Below are 19443 nucleotides of genomic sequence, written 5' to 3' on the forward strand. Positions count from 1 at the left end.
CCGATACGACCCAGACAGCACCGAGGAGAGACACACAGATGACGCCCGAGCAGAGCGCCTGGTTCGCCGAGACGTTCGACGCCCTCGTCGACAACGTGGGGCTGGCCCTGCTGGGCAAGGAGCAGACCATCCGCCTGGCCCTGACGGCCATGGTCGCGGAGGGGCACATCCTGCTCGAGGACGCGCCCGGCACGGGCAAGACGAGCCTGGCCAAGGCGCTGTCGGCGACGGTGCAGGGGACGCACCACCGCATCCAGTTCACGCCGGACCTGCTGCCCTCGGACGTCACGGGCGTCACGATCTACGACCAGGGCACGCAGCGGTTCGAGTTCCACCCAGGCCCCGTGTTCGCGTCGGTCGTCCTGGCCGACGAGATCAACCGCGCCTCGCCGAAGACGCAGGCGGCGCTGCTCGAGGTCATGGAGGAGGGCAACGTCACGGTCGACGGCGTGACGCACCCGGTGGGTCGCCCGTTCATGGTCATCGCCACGCAGAACCCGATCGAGCAGGCCGGCACCTACCGGCTTCCCGAGGCACAGCTCGACCGGTTCCTGCTCAAGACGTCGTTGGGCTACCCCGACCGGGCGTCGTCGATCGAGATCCTCGCCGGTGCGCGGGACCGTACGGCGTCGCTGACCGCGCGGATCACCACCCAGGCCGTCGGGACGATGGCGGACCTGGCCCAGACCGTGCACATCGAGGAAGCGGTCCTCGACTACATCGCGCGCCTCATCGAGGGCACGCGCGAGGACGGCCGCGCCGCGCTGGGTGCGAGCGTGCGCGGCGGGCTGGCGCTCGTGCGCTGCGCCAAGGTGTGGGCGGCGTCCTGCGGCCGTGAGTTCGTCATCCCCGACGACATCAAGGAGCTGGCCCAGCCCGTGCTGGCGCACCGCATCATCCTCGACTCGGAGGCCGAGTTCGCCGGCGTGACGCAGGCCGAGGTCGTCGCGCGCGTCCTGGAGACGGTGGCCCCGCCGACGGTGCGGGCGGCCTGACCGTGCGCGTCTCACCTCTCGGCTGGGGGGTCGCGGTCGTCGCGGCCGCCGGTCTCGTGGTGGGCCGCTGGCTCGGCTGGCTGGAGCTCGCGGCCGTCGGGGTCGGCCTCGCGGCCGTCCTCGTCGTCGCGCTGCTCATGACCCTGGGGCGTGCGCGCTACCGGGTGGACCTGGACATGGCGGACCGCCGCGTGCAGATCGGCGAGCGGGCGGTCGGGCGCATCGAGGTGACCAACCGGGCGCGTCGGCGGTCCCTGCCGTCCCGCATCGAGCTGCCGGTCGGATCCAACGTGGCCGAGCTGGGCGTCCCGAGCCTGGCGCCCGGAGGGACGCACGACGAGCTGTTCGCGATCCCCACCGACCGCCGCGCGGTCGTCGTCGTCGGGCCGGTGCGGTCGGTGCGCGGCGACCCGCTGGGCCTGGTCCGCCGGTCCGTGCTGTGGACCACGCCCGAGGACCTGTTCGTCCACCCGCGCGTGGTTCCGCTCGCCGGTGCGAGCGCCGGGCTGCTGCGTGACCTGGAGGGCCAGTCGACGCGCGAGATCACCGACGCGGACCTGTCGTTCCACGCGTTGCGTGACTACGTCGCGGGCGACGACCGGCGCTACATCCACTGGCGCACGACGGCCCGCCGCGGCCAGCTCATGGTCAAGCAGTTCGAGGACACGCGCCGCACCCAGACCGTCCTGGCGCTCGCCACCGACCCGGCCGACTACGCGCACGAGGACGAGTTCGAGCTGGCCGTGTCCACGGCCGCGTCCATCGGCGTCCAGGTGATCCGCGAGGAGCGCGGCCTGGCGGTGCTCGCCGGTCCGGGGAGCCTGCGCGTGAGCACGCCGCCGCGCCTGCTCGACGACTGCTCCGGCGTCGGGACGTCCGCGACCGGGGCGGGCGCCACGCTGCTGGGCCGCCGCGTCACACGCGAGGCGCCCGACGCGACAGTCGCGATCCTGCTCACGGGCTCCGTCCCCGACGACTCCGACCTGCGCCTGGGTGCGCGGTACGTCCCGCACGGCACCCGGACGCTCGTGGTGCGCTGCACGCGCGGCGAGGAGCTGGGCGTGCGGACCCAGGGAGCGCTCACGCTCGCGACGATCGGCGACCTGGCCGACCTGCCCCGGCTGCTGCGGCGGGCGCTGGCATGAGGAAGCGCACCGTCCGCACCCCGGTCCAGACGCTCATCGATGTCGTGGTGCTCGTCGGCGCACTCGCCGTCGCGCTCGTGCCGCTCGTCGCGGTCTACGGCGGGCGCACGGCGGTCCCGGCCATCGCCGGTGGGCTCGTCCTCGGCGCCGGCCTCGCGGTGCTCGGCGCGGCGCGCCGGTGGTCGGCGATCACCGTGGTCGCGGGGGTCGTGGTCGTGTACTTCCTCGCCGGGGGAGCGTTGGCCGCGCCGACGACGACGGTCGCGCGCGTCGTCCCCACCGCCGAGACCTTGCAGGTCCTGGCACGCGGGCTCGGCACCTCGTGGCAGGAGATGCTCACGCTGCAGCCGCCGGTCGGCTCGATCGGCGGCGTCCTGATCCCGGCGTTCGTCCTGGCGCTGGTCGGCTCCGCCGCCGCCGTCGGCATCGCGCTGCGGGTGCGCAGCGGAGCGGGTGCCGCGTGTGCCGCGCTCGTGCCGGTGCTCGTCGCCGTCGCGGTCGTCGTGCTGGGGGTGCGCCACCCGAGCCTGCCGCCGATCGCGACCGGCGTGGTCCTGCTCGTCGTGCTGCTGCCGTGGGCGGCCTGGCGCGCGGGCACGCTGCGCGCGCGGAGGTTCGTGTCGCTCGCGCTGATCGCGGCCGTCGGGGTCGGCGCGTCGGTCCTGGCGGCGCCGGCGGTCGTCGGGCAGACCCCGCGCCTGGTGGTGCGCGACGAGATCGTGCCGCCGTTCGACCCGCGCGCCTACCCGAGCCCGCTGTCCGCCTTCCGCGAGTTCGTCAAGCAGCGCAAGGACACGACGCTGTTCACCGTCGCGGGACTGCCCGCCGGCGCCCGCATCCGGCTCGCGACGATGGACCGCTACGACGGCGTCGTGTGGAACGTCGCGGGCGACGGCACCGCCGACAGCTCGGGCGAGTTCCGCCGGGTGGGCTCGACGATCCCCGCGACCGACCGCGGGACGCGGGCGAAGGTCTCGATCGACGTCGAGGGACTGACGGGCGTGTGGCTGCCGACGGTCGGCGAGCCGACCAGCATCGACGTCCACGACTCCGACGCGGCCGACGGGCTGCGCTTCAACGAGGCGACCGAGGCGGCGGTGCTCACCGGCGGCGTGCGCAAGGGGCTGGACTACACGATGGACGTCGTCGTCCCGCGTGAACCCACCGATGCCCAGATCGGTGGCTCGCTCGCCTCGGACGTGACGCTGCCCGACGACTCGGGCGTCCCCGAGGAGGTGGGCGCCACGGCCGGCGACGTCGCGCGTGACGCCGGGACGCCGGTGCAGGTGGCTCGCTCCCTCACGCAGTTCTTGAACGAGAAGGGCTACTTCAGCAACGGGCTGACGGACGCGGGCCAGGCGAGGTCGCTGTCCGGTCACGGCGCCGACCGCATGTCGTCCTTGCTCGGCGGCGACCAGATGATCGGCGACGGCGAGCAGTACGCGTCCGCGATGGCGCTGATGGCACGCGACGTGGGCCTGCCGGCGCGCGTCGTGCTGGGCTTCGAGCCGTCGGCCACCCAGGAGGACGGCAAGCCGTTGGCCGTGACCGGCGACGACATCTCGGCGTGGGTGGAGATCGCGTTCGACGGCCACGGATGGGTGCCGTTCGAGCCCACGCCGCCCCGCGAGCAGACACCGCAGGAGAGCGAGGAGCCGACGCCGTCGGACCCGCAGCCGCAGGTCGTGCAACCACCGCCTGCGGCCCCGGACGCCGTCAAGCCGCCCGACGACGACACCGAGCAGCCGGCCCCGAAGGCTCCGCCCAGCGCGGACGACAGCGTGCCGCTGTGGCGCACCGTGGCGCTGATCGGTGGGGCTGTCGCGGTCCCGCTGTTCCTGCTGGCGTTGCCGTTCCTCGTGATCGGCGTGCTCAAGGCGCGTCGCCGGCGGCGTCGTCGGCGCACGCGGGACACGTCGCAGCGCATGGCCGGCGGATGGGACGAGGTCCTCGACGCGGCCGTCGACCTGCGTCAGCCCGTGCTCGCGCACGCGACCCGTACGGAGTCGGCGCGGGCGCTGGGGGACGCGTTCACGGCGACGTCCGCCAAGACCGCCGTCGGAGCCACGGTGACCCAGCTCGCCCGCCAGGCGGACCGTGCGACGTTCGCGGCCAAGCCACCGACGGCAGCAGAGGCGAAGGCGTACTGGGCCGACGTCGACAGCGCCGTCAAGGCGATGCACGGCGGGGTGACGCGGCGGCGACGCCTGCGTGCCCTCCTGTCGCTCAGCTCGTTGCGCGGGCGCCACCGCCCGCGCCCGCAGGCACCGTCGTCGGCGCGCCGCGGCACCCGAACCCGGAGAAGCTCATGAGTCCCGCTCCCGCCCCGCTCGCCGCCGCGCCCGCGCGCGTCTCGTCGCTCGGTCGACGCTTCCTGGGTTGGCTCGTCGACGGGGTGGTTGCGGCCCTCGCCGCGACACCGCTCGCTCTGGCTGCCGTCGCGCGCGGCGGAGGTGACGGTGCGCCGTCCGCCCTCGCCGCCTGCGGCCTGGTGCTCGTCGTGGTCGTCGCGGTCGGCCAGTGGGTGGCGCACGGGCTGCTCGGCTGGACGGTCGGGCGCCTCGTGCTCGGGATGAGGACGGTCGACGTCGACACGCTGCGACCCATCGGGATGCTGCGTGTGCTGCTGCGAGGGCTCGTGGTCGCCGCCGGAACCCTGGTGCTCGGCATCGGGCAGCTCGTCGTGCTCGCCTCGCCGGCCTTCGACCGCACCGGTCGCAACCGCGGATGGCACGACCGTGCCGCCCGCGACGAGGTCGTCGACCTCGTCGGCACCGACGCAGATGCGCCCGTGTCGTGGTCCGGGGACGCGCCCGGCGACGTCCGGCTCGAGCGCCACGGTTCACGCGGGAGCGCCGCCGAACCCTCGCCGTGGGCGCCGGCACCTCCACCTGTCCAGGTCCCGGACTGGGTCTCGGCCCACGACGCGTCCGGGGCGCCCGCCGTCACGGGCAGCACGCCGCTGGTGCTGGCGCCGCTCGCGCCGCGCGAGCACGGTCCTGACGTCGACACGCGGGTGATCCCGACGGTCGGCACGGTCCGGGCGCGAGCGTCGGCCACGACACCGGCCGGCGGCCCGGCAGCGGTTGCCGTCGCTCTCCCGGCGGCGGCCGTCGCCGGGACAGCGACGGTCCTGGAGGTCGGTGCCCTCGACGCGAGGCAGGTCGCGATCCCCGAGCTCGACCCCGAGGTCGAGATGACGCGCCGCGTGGCGCCGCGACAGGACGTCGCCCCGGAGCCGGTCGTCGCGGTCGCGACGCCGCCCGACACCGCCGAGGTCGCGCTGAGCGACGGGCGGCGCGTCGTGATCGACGGGGTGGCGCTCGTCGGCCGGAACCCCGCGGCGGCCGTGGACGTCCAGCTGGTCCGCGTCGTCGACCCCACGCGGTCCGTGTCCAAGACGCACCTGCAGGTCGCGGTCACGCCGCACGGTGTGTGGGTCGCCGACCGCGGGTCCACCAACGGGACCGTCGTGACGCTGCCCGACGGCGCCCAGGTGGTGTGCCCGGTCGACCAGCCGGTCCGGCTGCGGGCCGGGGCCAGCGTGGCGTTTGGCGACTCCTCGTTCGTCCTGGTGAGAGGGCCGCGCGCGCGCGACTGAGGGGCAGGCCCGCTCCCCGGTCGCCGCCCGGTCGTCGTGCGGCCGGGACGGACGTACGGTGCGGGGATGGGGCCGCAGCGTCGGGGCCAGGAGCTGCTGCTCGTCCAGGTCGACGAGGACGAGCGACGGCCACCCGCGCGCCTCGCCGACGGCACCCACGCGCTCGTCTCCTGGAGCGCGCGGCACCGTGCGTCCGCGGCCGGGCTTGCGCTGGCGGCGGTGCTGGTGCTCGCCTGGCTCGTGGTCCTGGTGCCGCGGGCGGTGTCCGAGCGGGAGCGGCGCGACGTCCTGGGCGCCGGCGCTTTCACCGACGCCGTCCGCTCGCTGCGGCAGGCACCGCGCGAGGTGTGGCGGGTGCCGGCGCGCGCGGGGTTCACGCCGGTCCTCGCCGGCGACGCGGTCGTCGTGTCGTCGGACGGTCGCATCCTCGACGCGGTCGACGTGGTCACGGGGGACGTGCGTTGGACGCGTGCCGTCGCGCCGGAGGGCGCGACCGTCCGGGACTGCGTGGCGACCGGCGACCGGCTGGCCTGCCTCGTCGGAGCGCCGGGACGCCGAACCGCCACGGCGACGCACGTCGTCGCGCTCGCGCCCACCACGGGTGAGGTGCTGCTCGACACCGACGTGCCGGGCGCGTGGGTCGCGATGGGTGCCGACCGCGGCGACGTGCTGCTGGCCGGATGGCCGCTCGACGAGGTCGCGATCGCCGTCGTGCGGCTCGACGGTGCCACGGGCGCGGAGCGGTGGCGAGCCTCGTCGGACTCGGGTGTGGGGCTGCGCGAGGCCCGCAACCTCGACCTGGTGGTCGCCGGTCAGGTGGTGCTCGCGACCGCGGTGCCGGCGCGCCTCGTCCTCGATGCGCGCGACGGACGCTCGCTCGACGGGGAGCGCAGCTCGTCGGCCGCACCGACTCGGCAGGACGACGCCGTGCGCCTGCGCCCCGACGGCACCGTCGTGGGGATCCGTTATCACCTCCACGACCGGATCGTCGGTGCACGCTCGGTCCTGCGCGACGGCACCGGCCGTCGCCTCGCCCTCGTCGACGGCGAGGCCGTGAGCCCGGCCGTCGTCGACGACGCGGGCATCCACCGGGTGCTCACGGTCGAGCGTGGTAACGGCGTCCTCATGCTCCGTGCGTACGACCGCCCGTGGGGGACGGACGCGACGTGGACGACCGTCGAACCGGACGCCCAGGTCGTCGCGGACGCGGGCGGTCGCGTCGTCCTGGTGCGCACGACGTCGCTCGTCGGGCTGGACGCCGCGACGGGGACGCGTGTGTGGCAGCGCCCCGTGGAGGCGGTCGCGGGCGACGGGCCGGCGGCCGTGTTCTGCGACGGGCGCCGCATCGCGCTCATGGTCCGCGAGGCGGACGGGTCGCCGGCGCTGGCCGCGTTCTCCCTCGCCGACGGGGACCTGTCGTGGCAGGTCGGGCTGCCCGCCGGCACCGTGCGCGTGGTGCGTGCCGGTAGCCAGCTGTACGCGCTGACCGCGGACAGCCTGGTCGCGCTGCGGTAGGTCGAGCCGTCTCGCCCTGTGTTCCGGTTTGCACCCGAGGGCCGGTCGGGGAGTAGTGTGACGCGCATGCTCGGGTACAACCTCCTTCTTCGCTGCCGCGGCGAGGCCTTCTAGGCCGGATCCTCGCCGCGGTGTTCCGTGTGCCGGCTGGCCACCCGCAGACACGCAGCGAAGGACAGAAGTGATGAGCTACCTCGAGACGAGCGCGCAGCAGCCGTCGCCCATGCCGATCCACAAGTACCGGCCGTTCCACGAGCAGATCCGCGTCGAGCTGCCGGACCGGCGCTGGCCCGACAACCGGATCGAGAAGGCCCCGCGGTGGTGCGCCGTGGACCTGCGCGACGGCAACCAGGCCCTGATCGAGCCGATGAACCCCGCCCGCAAGCTCGAGATGTTCGAGCTGCTGGTGCAGATGGGCTTCAAGGAGATCGAGGTCGGCTTCCCCGCGGCGTCCCAGACGGACTTCGACTTCGTCCGGATGCTGATCGAGGAGAACCGCATCCCGGACGACGTCGTCATCCAGGTGCTGACCCAGGCGCGCGAGCACCTGATCGAGCGGACGTACGAGGCGATCGCCGGCGCCAAGCAGGCCATCGTCCACCTGTACAACTCGACGTCCACGCTGCAGCGCGAGGTCGTGTTCCGGTCCGACGAGGACGGCATCGTCGACATCGCCGTCTCGGGCGCCCGTTTCTGCAAGAAGTACGAGGAGCTGATCCCGGACACCGAGGTGTTCTACGAGTACAGCCCCGAGTCGTACACGGGCACCGAGCTGGAGTTCGCGCTGCGGATCTGCAACGCGGTGCTCGACGAGCTGGAGCCGACGCCGGACCGCAAGGTCATCATCAACCTGCCGGCGACGGTCGAGATGGCGACGCCCAACGTCTACGCCGACTCGATCGAGTGGATGAGCCGCAACCTGCGCTACCGCGAGTCCGTGGTGCTGTCGCTGCACCCGCACAACGACCGCGGCACCGCGGTGGCCGCCGCCGAGCTGGGTTACCAGGCCGGTGCCGACCGCATCGAGGGCTGCCTGTTCGGCAACGGCGAGCGCACCGGCAACGTCTGCCTGGTGACGCTGGGCATGAACCTGTTCAGTCAGGGGATCGACCCGCAGATCGACTTCTCGGACATGGACCACATCCGCCGCACCGTCGAGCGCTGCAACCAGCTGCCGGTGGGCGAGCGGCACCCGTACGGCGGCGACCTGGTCTTCACCGCGTTCTCCGGGTCGCACCAGGACGCGATCAAGAAGGGGCTGGACGCGCTGTCTGCGTCGGCGGAGCGGGTCGGCAAGACGGTGGACGACGTCGTCTGGGCCGTTCCCTACCTGCCCATCGACCCCAAGGACGTCGGGCGCTCGTACGAGGCGATCATCCGCGTCAACTCGCAGTCCGGCAAGGGCGGCATCAGCTACCTGATGAAGTCGGAGAAGGACCTGGACCTGCCGCGCCGGCTGCAGATCGAGTTCTCGCAGGTGGTCCAGAAGCACACCGACGAGCACGGCACCGAGGTCACGGCCGACGAGCTGTGGCGCATCTTCGTCGACGAGTACCTGCCGGTCGAGGCTGCCGCCGTGGCGACGCCCGCGCAGGACTTCGGTGGCCTGGAGCCGTGGGGCCGGTTCGCGCTGCGCGGGACGCGCACGACGAGCGTGCAGGACGGCGCCGACTCGCTGTCGGTCGACCTCGCCGACGGCGGTGACGTCCGCACGGTCGAGGGCTCCGGCAACGGGCCCGTCGCGGCCTTCGTGACCGCGCTGAAGTCCGTCGGCGTCGACGTCGCCGTCCTCGACTACGCCGAGCACGCGCTCTCGTCGGGCGGCGACGCTACGGCCGCCGCGTACGTCGAGTGCGCGATCGGCGACGAGATCCTGTGGGGTGTCGGCATCGACCCGTCCATCACCACGGCGTCGCTCAAGGCCATCACCTCGGCCGTCAACCGCCACCTGCGCTGACGGCGGACGCACTTCCCGATCGCGGCATCACCTGCCTGCCGCGTCGGGCGCGCGCTGGTGGTCGTCGGTGATCCCGACGACCCTGCGCGCAGACTCGCGCCGCCGACACCCTGACCGCTCCGCCGTCACCACCCCTCGACGGTCCGGCGATCACCGGCGTCGGCGGCGCGGGCACCTCACTCGAGGTAGCCCGTGACCGGGTCGACGTGCGCGAGGAACTCGCGGACGGAGTCGACCTGCTCGACCTCGCTCAGCTCGTGCCCGTCGCTGGGCGCGACGAAGAAGCCGTAGTCCGGGTTCGGTCTGTTCACCCAGTCGAAGCTCGTGCCGCTGCCGCCCCGCCACCCCGGTCCGTGGACGACGAAGGTCTCGCCGTCGACGACGATCGTGCGCCCGGCGGCGTCGCCGTCCGGCTCCGGCTCGCGATCGTCGTGCAGGTCGGGTGCTGCCGTGCCTTGGTCCTGGTTCGTGATCCGCTCCTGACGTGGTGCCCGGTGTGCTCGTCGGGCGCTGTGGCATCCCTATCCTCACCTACGGTGTGCGGGTGAGCATCGACAGGTTCCAGGTGATTCCCGCCGCGTACGTCGTGCTCCGCCGCGACCACGAGGTCCTCCTCCAGCTCCGCCGCGGCACCGGCTACATGGACGGGCACTGGGCGTGCGCGGCGGCCGGCCACGTCGAGGCGGGGGAGTCGGTCCACGCCGCCGCCGCACGAGAGGCGCGCGAAGAGCTCGGGATCGCGATCGACCTCGCGGACCTCGTCGGGCTCACCGGCATGCACCGCACCAACGGCACCGGCGAGGCGATCGACGAGCGCGTGGACTGGTTCTTCGAGTGCCGCCGATGGTCGGGGACTCCCGCGCTGCAGGAGGCCGACAAGGCTGCCGACCTGCGCTGGTTCCCGCTCGGCGGGCTCCCCGATCCCGTCGTGCCGCACGAGCTGGTGGTGCTGTCCGCCCTCGCCGCGGGGCACGTGCCGGCCGTGACGGCATACGGCTTCGGCGACGCGTCGGCTGACGCCTGACAACCCGACATCCGACACCGACACCCGCCGCTCGTCACCTTCGCATGGCGCCATCGTCCTCACACCCGGTGCCGAACGGCCGGCGGCCGGGCCGCGGGCACCGGACGCGCGAGTGTTCGCTCAGGGCGGACAAATCGGGCGCTGGCTTCGGTGTAGATCGAACAGGTGTTCGATATCATGGGTCCATGACGACAACCGCCACGCACGCCGAGCAGCCGATGCCGCCCGCGGTGTCCGCGGCGGACGTCCTCGAGTGGACGCGCCGGCTCGTCGACGGAGCTGTGCCCCGAGCAGACCATGCGCTCGTCGACGTGCTGGGAGCGCTGGAAAAGCTCAAAGCCGCGGCGTGTGCCGCCCAGGCGCAGGCTGCGGTGGATCTCGACGTGATCGAACGGGACCGTCAGGCCGTCGCCGGCGTCCCGACGCAGCGGCGTGGGCTCGGGGTGGGGAGCCAGGTCGGACTGGCTCGACGCGAGTCCCCGCATCGCGGCCGTGTGCTCCTCGGCGCGGCGAAGGTCTGGGCGACGGAGATGCCGCACACGTTCCGGGCGCTGCGCCACGGTCGGCTGTCGGAGTACCAGGCGATCCAGCTGGTACAGGAGACCGCGTGCCTCGAGCGCGAGGACCGCGCCGAGATCGACGCGCTGCTGTGTGCGGACCCGGCTTCGCTGGACGGGCTCGGCACGCGGCGACTCGTGGCGCTCGTGCGACAGCATGCGGCGCGACTCGACCCGTCCGCGGTCGTGAAGCGTGCGCGGAAGGCCGAGTCCGAACGATGCGTGACGCTGCGGCCGGCGCCCGATTCCATGACGTACCTGACCGCGCTGCTGCCGGTCGCGCAAGGGGTCGCAGCGTATGCCGCCCTCTGTCGGGCAGCGGATCTGGCTGCGGCCGTGGGGGATCGGCGCGGCGACAACGCGACGGTCTCCTCGGCGCCGCCACGCAGCCGCGGGCAGGTCATGGCTGACACGCTGGTCGAGCGGTTGACCGGCCAGGTGCGCGCCGACGAGGTCCCGGTGACCATCAACCTCGTCATGAGCGACTCGGCGCTCCTCGGCGCTGGGCACGAGGCCGGCCACCTGTCCGGGGGTGGAGTGATCCCGGCGCAGGTCGCACGCGAGCTCGCCGCGGCCGGGATCGCGACGGATGCCGCCTGGCTGCGGCGCCTGTACGCGGATCCGACCGGTGACCTGGTCGCGATGACGTCCAGGTCCCGCTTCCATCCGGACGGTCTTGCCGACTTCTTGCGCATCCGTGACCAGGGCATCTGTCGGACCCCGTACTGCGGCGCGCCCATCCGCCACATCGACCACATCGCGAGCGCCGGGTCCGGGGGCGAGACGTCGGCGTCCAACGGCGAGGGGCTCTGCGTGCAGTGCAACCTGGTCAAGGAGGCGCCGGGCTGGAGGCGCGAGCGGGTCGACGTCGCACGGACGTCGGGTCCGCCAGCGGCTCGACACGTGGTGGTGACGACCACGCCGACAGGTCACCGGTACGTCAGCGAACCGCCCGCCATGCCGGTTCCTGCGCGGCACCCGGTGTCGTGGGCCTCGGGCCAGGAGCCGTCGCGCGTAGCGGTGGGCTTCTGTTCAGTGGTCGACATCTCCTTCCGTGCCCTGGTGGCGGAGCACGAGCTGCGCGTGGCGTGAGGGGAGAGCGGCGGGAGCTCAACCTCGGTGGGGTTCCCGCTGTCGAGTGCGCGCTGCGCAGTGCGCGCTGATCAGGCAGTGGGGCTGATCAGTAGGGGCGATCCGTGCGGTCGGTGCGGCGGTCCGGCGTGTGCGCTCGGTGTGTCAGTGTTCCGGGGGAGAATGAGCCGGTGAGCCTCTACCGCGACGAGGCGATCGTGCTCCGCACCCACAAGCTGGGAGAGGCGGACCGCATCGTCACCCTCCTGACCCGCACGCACGGCAAGGTGCGTGCGGTGGGCAAGGGCGTCCGCCGGACGACGTCGCGGTTCGGGTCGCGGCTCGAGCCGTTCATGCACGTGGACCTGCAGCTCTCGACGGGCCGCAATCTCGACATCGTCACGCAGGCCGAGACGCTGGGCGCGTACGGGCGGTCGGTGTGCGAGGACTACACCCTCTACACGGCGGGCACGGTCATGCTCGAGACGGCGGACCGGCTGGTCGAGGCCGAGCACGAGCCCGCGGTGCAGCAGTACTGGCTGCTCGTCGGTGCGGTCCGGGCGCTGTCCACCCGTGAGCACGCCCCGGGCCTGGTGCTGGACTCGTACCTGTTGCGCGCGCTGGCGATCGCCGGGTGGGCACCGTCGTTCGAGGACTGCGCCCGCTGCGGTGAGCCGGGCCCGCACCACGCGTTCGCGATCGCGATGGGTGGTGCGGTGTGCCAGCGGTGCCGGCCGCCCGGTGCCGCGTCACCCGCTCCGGAGACGTTCGCGCTGCTGGCCGCGCTGCTGGCGGGGGACTGGTCCGTCGCGGACGCGAGCGCCGAGCGGCACCGGGGCGAGGCGAACGGCGTGGTCGCGGCGTACGGCCAGTTCCACTTGGAGCGCCAGCTGCGCTCGCTGCCCATGGTCGAACGAGTCTGACGTCGTGCCGGGCACAATGAGTCCGTGCCTGCACCCGTCCCCCCCTACCCGCACCCTTCCGGCGCCGTCGCGCCCCAGATCCCCAAGGAGTTCGTCCCGCGCCACGTCGCCGTGGTGATGGATGGCAACGGCCGCTGGGCGAACGCGCGCGGGTTGCCGCGCGTCGAGGGACACAAGGCGGGAGAGGCGTCCCTGCTGGACGTCGTGGCCGGCGCGATCGAGGTGGGCGTCGAGTACGTCTCGGCGTACGCGTTCTCGACGGAGAACTGGTCGAGGTCGCCCGACGAGGTCCGCTTCCTGATGGGCTTCAACCGTGACGTCCTGCGCCGCCGCCGTGACCTCATGGACTCGTGGGGCGTGCGGGTGCGGTGGGCGGGTCGTCGGCCGCGCCTGTGGCGGTCGGTGATCAACGAGCTGGAGACCGCGGAGCGGCAGACGCGCGGCAACTCGACGTGCACGCTGACCATGTGCGTGAACTACGGCGGTCGCGCCGAGGTCGCGGATGCGGCGCAGGCGCTGGCCAAGGACGTCGCTGCGGGCAAGGTGAACCCGGACAAGATCAACGAGAAGGTGTTCGCCCGCTACCTCGACGAGCCCGACCTGCCGGACGTCGACCTGTTCCTGCGCTCGTCGGGCGAGCAGCGCACGTCCAACTTCATGATCTGGCAGGCCGCGTACGCCGAGCTCGTCTTCCTCGACGAACCCTGGCCGGACGTCGACCGCCGGCACCTGTGGCGCGCGGTCGAAGAGTACGCGCGCCGTGATCGGCGCTATGGCGGGGCGGTCGACAAGCCGAGCTGACTCAGCGAGGCGCAGCCCGGACGACGTCTCTGCACGTCACATCGAGGAGCGCGATGCTCCGGGCGCGTCGGGGTTTCCAGCCTCGGTAGCGTTCGAGTCAGCCATTGAGACGTGTCGTCCCACGTGGTCGGCCGGCCGGCCGGCCGGGTCGACGTGCGCCCCTGGCGCGGCAGCGGCGCTGCGGCTCAGCAGCCTCCGGCGGATGAACCACGCCACGACCAGGACGATCAGCGCGACGACGATCGTGAACACGATCGGCGAAGCGGCGAGCAGCTTGATACCGCCCCAGACGAAGCTCACGCCGACAGTCGCCCACACCACGGCCCACACGACGGCGCCGGGGATCGTCGCGAGCGTGAACTTGGTGTACTTCATCTGGATGAGGCCGGCCGACGCGAAGATGGCCGTCTGCAGCCCGAACATCAGGAACGCGACGGTGACGGCCATCGGGCCCCAGCCGCGGACCAGGTCGAGCCCGCGCTGGGCGGCGCGGGTATTGGTCCACGCCTCGAGGTGCGTGATCATCGAGCGCCACCACGCGAACCCGCGGTCGGTCTCGTGCACGGTGTGGGCGCCGCGCACGACACCGCGGCCCGCCCAGTACGTGGCGTGCGAGCGTGCTAGGGCGAACAGGAACAGCACGATGAGGGCAGCGACGAGCGAGAGGCCACCGAGCCCGAACGCGTCGAGGGGATCATCGTTCACGCCGCGATCCTAGGGCCGGTAGCCTGGGCGGGCTCCTATCGCGGCATCCGGTCGCGAACCTTCGCCCGTTGCACCCAACAGCGGGCCCACCCATTTCTGGAGAGTGTTCGATCGTGGCTGCACCGTCCCGCCTGGATTCCGTCGTCTCCCTCGCCAAGCGGCGCGGCTTCGTCTTCCCCAGCGGCGAGATCTACGGCGGTACCCGGTCGGCGTGGGACTACGGGCCGCTGGGTGTCGAGCTGAAGGAGAACATCAAGCGCCAGTGGTGGCGCGCGATGGTGACGAGCCGCGAGGACATCGTCGGGCTCGACTCGTCGGTCATCCTGCCTCGCCAGGTCTGGGTCGCCTCCGGCCACGTCGGTGTGTTCACCGACCCGCTGACCGAGTGCCTGAGCTGCCACAAGCGGTTCCGCGAGGACCACATGCTCGAGGAGTTCGAGGAGAAGAAGGGGCGCGCCCCGGAAAACGGCCTCGCGGACATCGCGTGCCCCAACTGCGGCACCCGCGGCCAGTGGACCGAGCCCCGCGACTTCAACATGATGCTCAAGACGTACCTCGGCCCCGTCGAGGACGAGTCCGGCCTGCACTACCTGCGGCCCGAGACCGCGCAGGGCATCTTCGTGAACTTCGCCAACGTCCTCACCGCCGCGCGCCGCAAGCCGCCGTTCGGCATCGGCCAGATCGGCAAGTCGTTCCGCAACGAGATCACGCCCGGCAACTTCATCTTCCGGACGCGCGAGTTCGAGCAGATGGAGATGGAGTTCTTCGTCGAGCCGGGTACGGACGAGACCTGGCACCAGTACTGGATCGACACCCGCACCGACTGGTACACGGACCTGGGCATCGCGCGCGACAACCTGCGCCACTACGAGCACCCGTCCGAGAAGCTGTCGCACTACTCCAAGCGGACCGTCGACATCGAGTATCGGTTCGGTTTCCAGGGCAGCGAGTGGGGCGAGCTCGAGGGCATCGCCAACCGCACGGACTTCGACCTCAAGACGCACACCGAGCACTCGGGCCAGGACCTGTCGTACTTCGACCAGGCCAAGAACGAGCGCTACGTGCCGTACGTCATCGAGCCGGCCGCCGGCCTGACACGTTCGCTGATGGCATTCCTGGTGGAGTCCTACACCGAGGACGAGGCCCCGAACACCAAGGGCGGCGTCGACACCCGCGTGGTGCTCAAGCTCGACCCGCGCCTGGCCCCGGTCAAGGCCGCGGTCCTGCCGCTGTCCCGCAACGAGGCCCTGTCGCCCAAGGCCCGCGACCTCGCGGCCGAGCTGCGCAAGAGCTGGAACATCGAGTTCGACGACGCCGGCGCCATCGGCCGCCGCTACCGCCGCCAGGACGAGATCGGCACGCCGTTCTGCATCACGGTCGACTTCGACACGCTCGACGACCAGGCCGTGACCATCCGGCACCGCGACGACATGAGCCAGCAGCGTGTCGCGCTGGACCAGGTCACCGGTTACCTCGCGCAGCGGCTGATCGGCTGCTGAGTCACGAACCGCTGACGCACGTCACGCCGGGCGCGCCCCCTGAGCGCCCGGCGTGACGTCTGTTCCCGTACTGCTCAGCTACCCGGCATCGGCAGCGCGTCGAGGCCACGCTGGGCTTCGTCCACGCGGAGTTGTGCGGCGTCCTTCTCTGCCGCCGTACGTGCTTTCTTCAAGGCGTCCTGCGCCGTCTGGAGGGCATCGCCTGCCTTCGACAACGCGTCCATCCGTGCGTCCGCCTCGCGCTGACCCTCCGGCGTATAGGTCTTGAGCTGGGAGACGAGGCCTGGCACGTCATCGACCGTGAGGCACTGCATCGATGCGGGGCACGGGGGTTCGACGATGGTGCCGTCGTCCCCGACGAAGACGAGACCAGCCCTGCCGGTGAGCGTGCCCGTCGTCGTGAACACGGTTGCGAGCCGGCCGTTGCCGGTGTCGAACAGCGGAACCTCTTGGAACTGCCGACCTTCAGGTGTGTCGACGAACGAGAGTGCCGCCGGGTTCGGCACGTTTGCAGGCACCAGCGCTGCGTCGAGGCGATGCTTCGAGTCGACGACGCTTGCCGCCCACACCGCGTCGTTCGCGGTGGTGCCGTCGCGCCAGGACCACAAAGGTGCGTCGGCGCCGGAAGAGATCGGCACCCCGTCTTCGGCGTAGGTCACGAGCAGCCGCGCCGCACCGTCCGATGCTGCCGGCCTGCTGTACATCAGGACCGATGTCCCGCCGGGACCCACCAGCCCGAGGTCGCGGACGTCGGTGATGCCGGCGACCTTCGCCCGGGCGGCGGCCGACGCAGGCTCGAGAGGTCCAGGGACGCTGACCGCCTTGACGCCTTGCGCGAGCGTCTCCAGATCGCTGACGGAGTCCGTGTGAGGGAGTTGGTTCGTGCTCGTCGGGCCGGACGTCCGCCATGCCGGGGACGCCGTTCCGGTCCCGCCGAGCGGGAGGTTCACGACGACGGCGGCGACTGCGCCGACGGCGGCGACGGACGCGACGACCTGGCCGGCGGTTCGCCGCGTGGCGTGCCGGTGCGCGGCGCCGAGCACCGCGTCGGGGTCGAGGGTCATGGTCGGACGCGCGGCGGCCGCGCGGGCAGCCAGGGCGGGATCGGGGCGCAGGTCGGGTGCGACGGTCATCGGGACTCCTCGGAGACGGCGGCTTCGTTGAGGGACTCGCGCAGGCGCTGCAGGCCGCGCGACGCGGTGGACTTGACGGTGCCGACGCTGACGCCGAGCTCGGCGGCGACCTCGGCCTCGGGCAGGCCGACGAGGTGGCGCAGCACGACGATGCGGCGCTGGCGCGGGCTGAGCAGGGCGAGCGCGCGGACCAGCTGGTCGCGATCGTCGGTGGGGGCGTGCGCGTCGTCGCCGCCCCGTTCGGGCAGCTCGGAGGTCAGGACCTCCCGACGACGCCGTCGCCAGGTGTCGACCCGCAGGTTGACCAGCGTGCGGCGCGTGTACGCGAGCCGGTCGGTGGAGACGCGGTCCCACGACGAGTAGGTCCGCACGAGCGCCTGCTGGACCAGCTCCTCGGCCCGGTGCGCGTCACCGGTGAGCAGCCACGCGGTGTGCAGCAGGTGGTCCTGGTGGGCGGCCATGAACGCGGTGAACTGCTCGTCGCGCTGCGCCCTGGAGGTCCGGTCGGAGCGGCCGACGACGACGTCGATCGTCTCGTCGGGCCCGCGGGCTGGTCCGTGCACGGCGTCGTGCACGAGGAAGTTCGGCATCGTGGTCACACCGTAGAAGACGCACGACCGCCACAGAAGGTTGAGTCATGACATCCGTCATGTCGGACCGATGACGGGCGACGGGGGAGCGCCGTTCGTCGTGCCGTCAGGATCGAGACATGACCACAGACCTGCTGGACCCGTCGCCGACGGGGACCCTCGCGCTCGACCTGCGCGGACTGCGCAAGTCCTTCGGCACCGTGCGTGCCGTCGCCGGCCTCGACCTGGCCGTCCGTCCCGGCGAGGTCGTCGCCTTCCTCGGTCCCAACGGGGCCGGCAAGACGACGACGATCGACATGCTGCTGGGCCTGGCCGACCCCGACGAGGGGACGGTGAGCGTGCTCGGGCTGGAGCCCGGCGCCGCGATCGCCGCGGGCCGCGTCTCGGCCGTGATGCAGAGCGGCGGCCTGCTCAAGGATCTGACGGTCCGCGAGACCGTCGAGCTCACGGCGTCGTTCTTCGCGGGGGCTCGCCCTGCGTCCGAGGTCCTGCAGCGCGCCGGGATCGCGGACATCGCGGACCGTCGCGTCGGCAAGTGCTCGGGCGGCCAGCAGCAGCGGCTGCGCTTCGCGCTGGCCCTGCTGCCCGACCCGGACCTGATCGTCCTGGACGAGCCGACCACGGGCATGGACGTCGAGGGTCGACGGGACTTCTGGAACGCCCTGCGGGCCGACGCCGCGCGCGGGCGCACGATCCTGTTCGCGACCCACTACCTGGAGGAGGCGGACGCGTACGCGGACCGCATCGTCATGGTGAGCCACGGCAGGATCGTCGCCGACGGGTCCGCCGCCCAGGTCAAGAACCTGACGAGCGGTCGCGTCGTGTCGGCGTCCTTCGACGAGCCGATCGACGAGGCCGCACTGCGGGCGCTGCCCGGCGTGCTGGACGTCGAGGTCCGCCGCGAACGTCTCATCGTGCGCACCACCGACTCCGACGCGGTGGCACGCCACCTGCTGACGGCCACGGACGCGACCGACCTCGAGATCGCCGCCCGCGGGCTCGAGGACGCGTTCATCGCCCTCACCACCGACCGTTCCGACACAGCGACGGCCACCACGACCACCACGACCACCGAGAAGAGCCGAGCATGAGCGCCGTCGCCGTCCCGATCACCGCGGCCCGGCCGCGGCGCGGGCTGAACCTCACCTACCTCAAGGTCGAGCTGCGCCGCCTGCTGCGCAACCGCCGCACCGTCATCTTCACGCTGGTCATGCCGCCGGTGTTCTTCCTGCTGTTCGGCACGGTCGACAGCTACAAGACCGACTCGGTGGGCCACGCCAACGTCACCGCCTGGATCATGATCTCCATGGCCCTGTACGGCGCCATCCTGGCGACGACGAGCGGCGGCGCGAGCGTCTCCATCGAACGGGCCCAGGGCTGGACGCGCCAGCTGCGCCTGACCCCGCTGAGCCCCGTGACGTACGTCGCGACCAAGGTCATCAGTGCCATGGTGCTCGGTCTCGGGGCGGTCGTCGTCACGGCCGCCGTCGGCATCCCGGCGGGTGCGGACGGCGACATGGCGCGCATCACCGAGTCGCTCGTGCTGGCGTGGGTGGGCTCGTCGGTCTTCGCGGCCTTCGGTCTGTTCATGGGCTATCTGCTGCCCGCCGAGAACGTCATGCAGATCCTGGGTCCGGTGCTGGCGCTCCTGTCGTTCGCGGGCGGCCTGTTCATGCCGCTCGGCGACGGCGTCTTCGCCACGATCGCGAAGTTCGTTCCCACCTACGGGCTGGCCCAGATCGTCCGGGCGCCCGTCACGGACGACGGGGTGAGCATGTGGGCGTTCGTCAACGTGATCGCCTGGGGCGCGGTGTTCGTGGCCGGCGCCGCGTGGCGGTTCCGCCGGGACACGGCACGCGTGTGACCAGTACGAAGACGGGACGACCCGGTGCCGAGCGAGGTGCCGGGTCGTCGGCGTGCGCGGACG

At 72.4% G+C, this 19443-nt stretch carries 17 protein-coding genes; 13 read left to right on the plus strand and 4 right to left on the minus strand.

Features of this window, described 5'->3' with window-relative positions:
- Positions 1-38: 38 nt before the first annotated feature.
- From IC607_RS05650 to leuA, 6 genes are all read left to right on the plus strand, one after another.
- The gene (locus IC607_RS05650) at positions 39-995 is read left to right on the plus strand and encodes a MoxR family ATPase (RefSeq protein WP_191786030.1); all 957 of its coding nucleotides are present in this window, start codon (positions 39-41) and stop codon (positions 993-995) included.
- A gap of 2 nt (positions 996-997) precedes the next feature.
- Positions 998-2140, plus strand: coding sequence for a DUF58 domain-containing protein (locus tag IC607_RS05655; RefSeq protein WP_191786031.1), 1143 nt, complete (start codon positions 998-1000; stop codon positions 2138-2140).
- Entirely contained in the window at positions 2137-4452 is a 2316-nt protein-coding gene (locus IC607_RS05660; RefSeq protein WP_191786032.1) for a transglutaminase family protein, read from the plus strand. Before IC607_RS05655 ends, IC607_RS05660 begins: the two co-directional genes overlap by 4 nt.
- Positions 4449-5741, plus strand: a complete 1293-nt coding sequence (locus IC607_RS05665) for an RDD family protein (RefSeq protein ID WP_191786033.1) — start codon at positions 4449-4451, stop codon at positions 5739-5741. Before IC607_RS05660 ends, IC607_RS05665 begins: the two co-directional genes overlap by 4 nt.
- A 66-nt stretch (positions 5742-5807) precedes the next feature.
- Positions 5808-7256, plus strand: a complete 1449-nt coding sequence (locus tag IC607_RS05670; protein WP_191786034.1) for a PQQ-binding-like beta-propeller repeat protein — start codon at positions 5808-5810, stop codon at positions 7254-7256.
- Between the two features lie 184 nt (positions 7257-7440).
- Entirely contained in the window at positions 7441-9213 is a 1773-nt protein-coding gene (gene leuA, locus IC607_RS05675) for a 2-isopropylmalate synthase (protein ID WP_191786035.1), read from the plus strand.
- A 176-nt stretch (positions 9214-9389) separates the two neighbouring features.
- Here the strand turns inward: leuA and IC607_RS17620 are convergent, their stop codons facing one another.
- Positions 9390-9524 (minus strand): hypothetical protein, encoded by a 135-nt coding sequence (locus tag IC607_RS17620; protein ID WP_255502269.1) that lies wholly within the window; start codon positions 9522-9524, stop codon positions 9390-9392.
- Between the two features lie 233 nt (positions 9525-9757).
- On the opposite strand from IC607_RS17620, the gene IC607_RS05680 reads away from it, so the two are divergent.
- The 4 genes from IC607_RS05680 to IC607_RS05695 all read left to right on the plus strand — a co-directional run bounded on the left by IC607_RS05680 (position 9758) and on the right by IC607_RS05695 (position 13589).
- Positions 9758-10237, plus strand: a complete 480-nt coding sequence (locus tag IC607_RS05680) for an NUDIX domain-containing protein (RefSeq protein WP_370526035.1) — start codon at positions 9758-9760, stop codon at positions 10235-10237.
- A 185-nt stretch (positions 10238-10422) separates the two neighbouring features.
- Positions 10423-11886, plus strand: a complete 1464-nt coding sequence (locus IC607_RS05685) for an HNH endonuclease (RefSeq protein ID WP_191786036.1) — start codon at positions 10423-10425, stop codon at positions 11884-11886.
- 170 nt (positions 11887-12056) lie between these two features.
- Positions 12057-12788, plus strand: coding sequence for a DNA repair protein RecO (recO, locus tag IC607_RS05690; protein ID WP_191786037.1), 732 nt, complete (start codon positions 12057-12059; stop codon positions 12786-12788).
- A 24-nt stretch (positions 12789-12812) separates the two neighbouring features.
- Complete coding sequence (locus IC607_RS05695) at positions 12813-13589, plus strand: isoprenyl transferase (protein WP_191786038.1); 777 nt, start codon at positions 12813-12815, stop codon at positions 13587-13589.
- Between the two features lie 36 nt (positions 13590-13625).
- Here IC607_RS05695 and IC607_RS05700 read toward each other — a convergent pair whose 3' ends face one another.
- On the minus strand, positions 13626-14294 hold the full coding sequence (locus IC607_RS05700; protein WP_191786039.1) for a hypothetical protein: 669 nt from the start codon (positions 14292-14294) through the stop codon (positions 13626-13628).
- Between the two features lie 113 nt (positions 14295-14407).
- Between IC607_RS05700 and IC607_RS05705 the strand changes: the two genes are divergently transcribed.
- Positions 14408-15793 (plus strand): glycine--tRNA ligase, encoded by a 1386-nt coding sequence (locus IC607_RS05705; protein ID WP_191786040.1) that lies wholly within the window; start codon positions 14408-14410, stop codon positions 15791-15793.
- 74 nt (positions 15794-15867) lie between these two features.
- On the opposite strand, the gene IC607_RS05710 is transcribed toward IC607_RS05705, so the two are convergent.
- Both IC607_RS05710 and IC607_RS05715 read right to left on the minus strand, forming a co-directional pair.
- A complete protein-coding gene (locus IC607_RS05710) occupies positions 15868-16926 on the minus strand; it encodes a hypothetical protein (RefSeq protein WP_191786041.1) in 1059 nt (352 codons plus the stop codon).
- On the minus strand, positions 16923-17516 hold the full coding sequence (locus IC607_RS05715) for a SigE family RNA polymerase sigma factor (RefSeq protein ID WP_191786042.1): 594 nt from the start codon (positions 17514-17516) through the stop codon (positions 16923-16925). Before IC607_RS05715 ends, IC607_RS05710 begins: the two co-directional genes overlap by 4 nt.
- Before the next feature lie 119 nt (positions 17517-17635).
- Between IC607_RS05715 and IC607_RS05720 the strand changes: the two genes are divergently transcribed.
- Together IC607_RS05720 and IC607_RS05725 are read left to right on the plus strand one after the other, a co-directional pair.
- A complete protein-coding gene (locus tag IC607_RS05720; protein ID WP_191786043.1) occupies positions 17636-18607 on the plus strand; it encodes an ABC transporter ATP-binding protein in 972 nt (323 codons plus the stop codon).
- Positions 18604-19380, plus strand: coding sequence for an ABC transporter permease (locus tag IC607_RS05725; RefSeq protein ID WP_191786044.1), 777 nt, complete (start codon positions 18604-18606; stop codon positions 19378-19380). The genes IC607_RS05720 and IC607_RS05725 overlap by 4 nt, the downstream gene beginning before the upstream one ends.
- Positions 19381-19443: the final 63 nt, after the last annotated feature.

It is taken from the genome of Cellulomonas sp. JH27-2 (assembly GCF_014837175.1).
Lineage (GTDB): Bacteria > Actinomycetota > Actinomycetes > Actinomycetales > Cellulomonadaceae > Cellulomonas.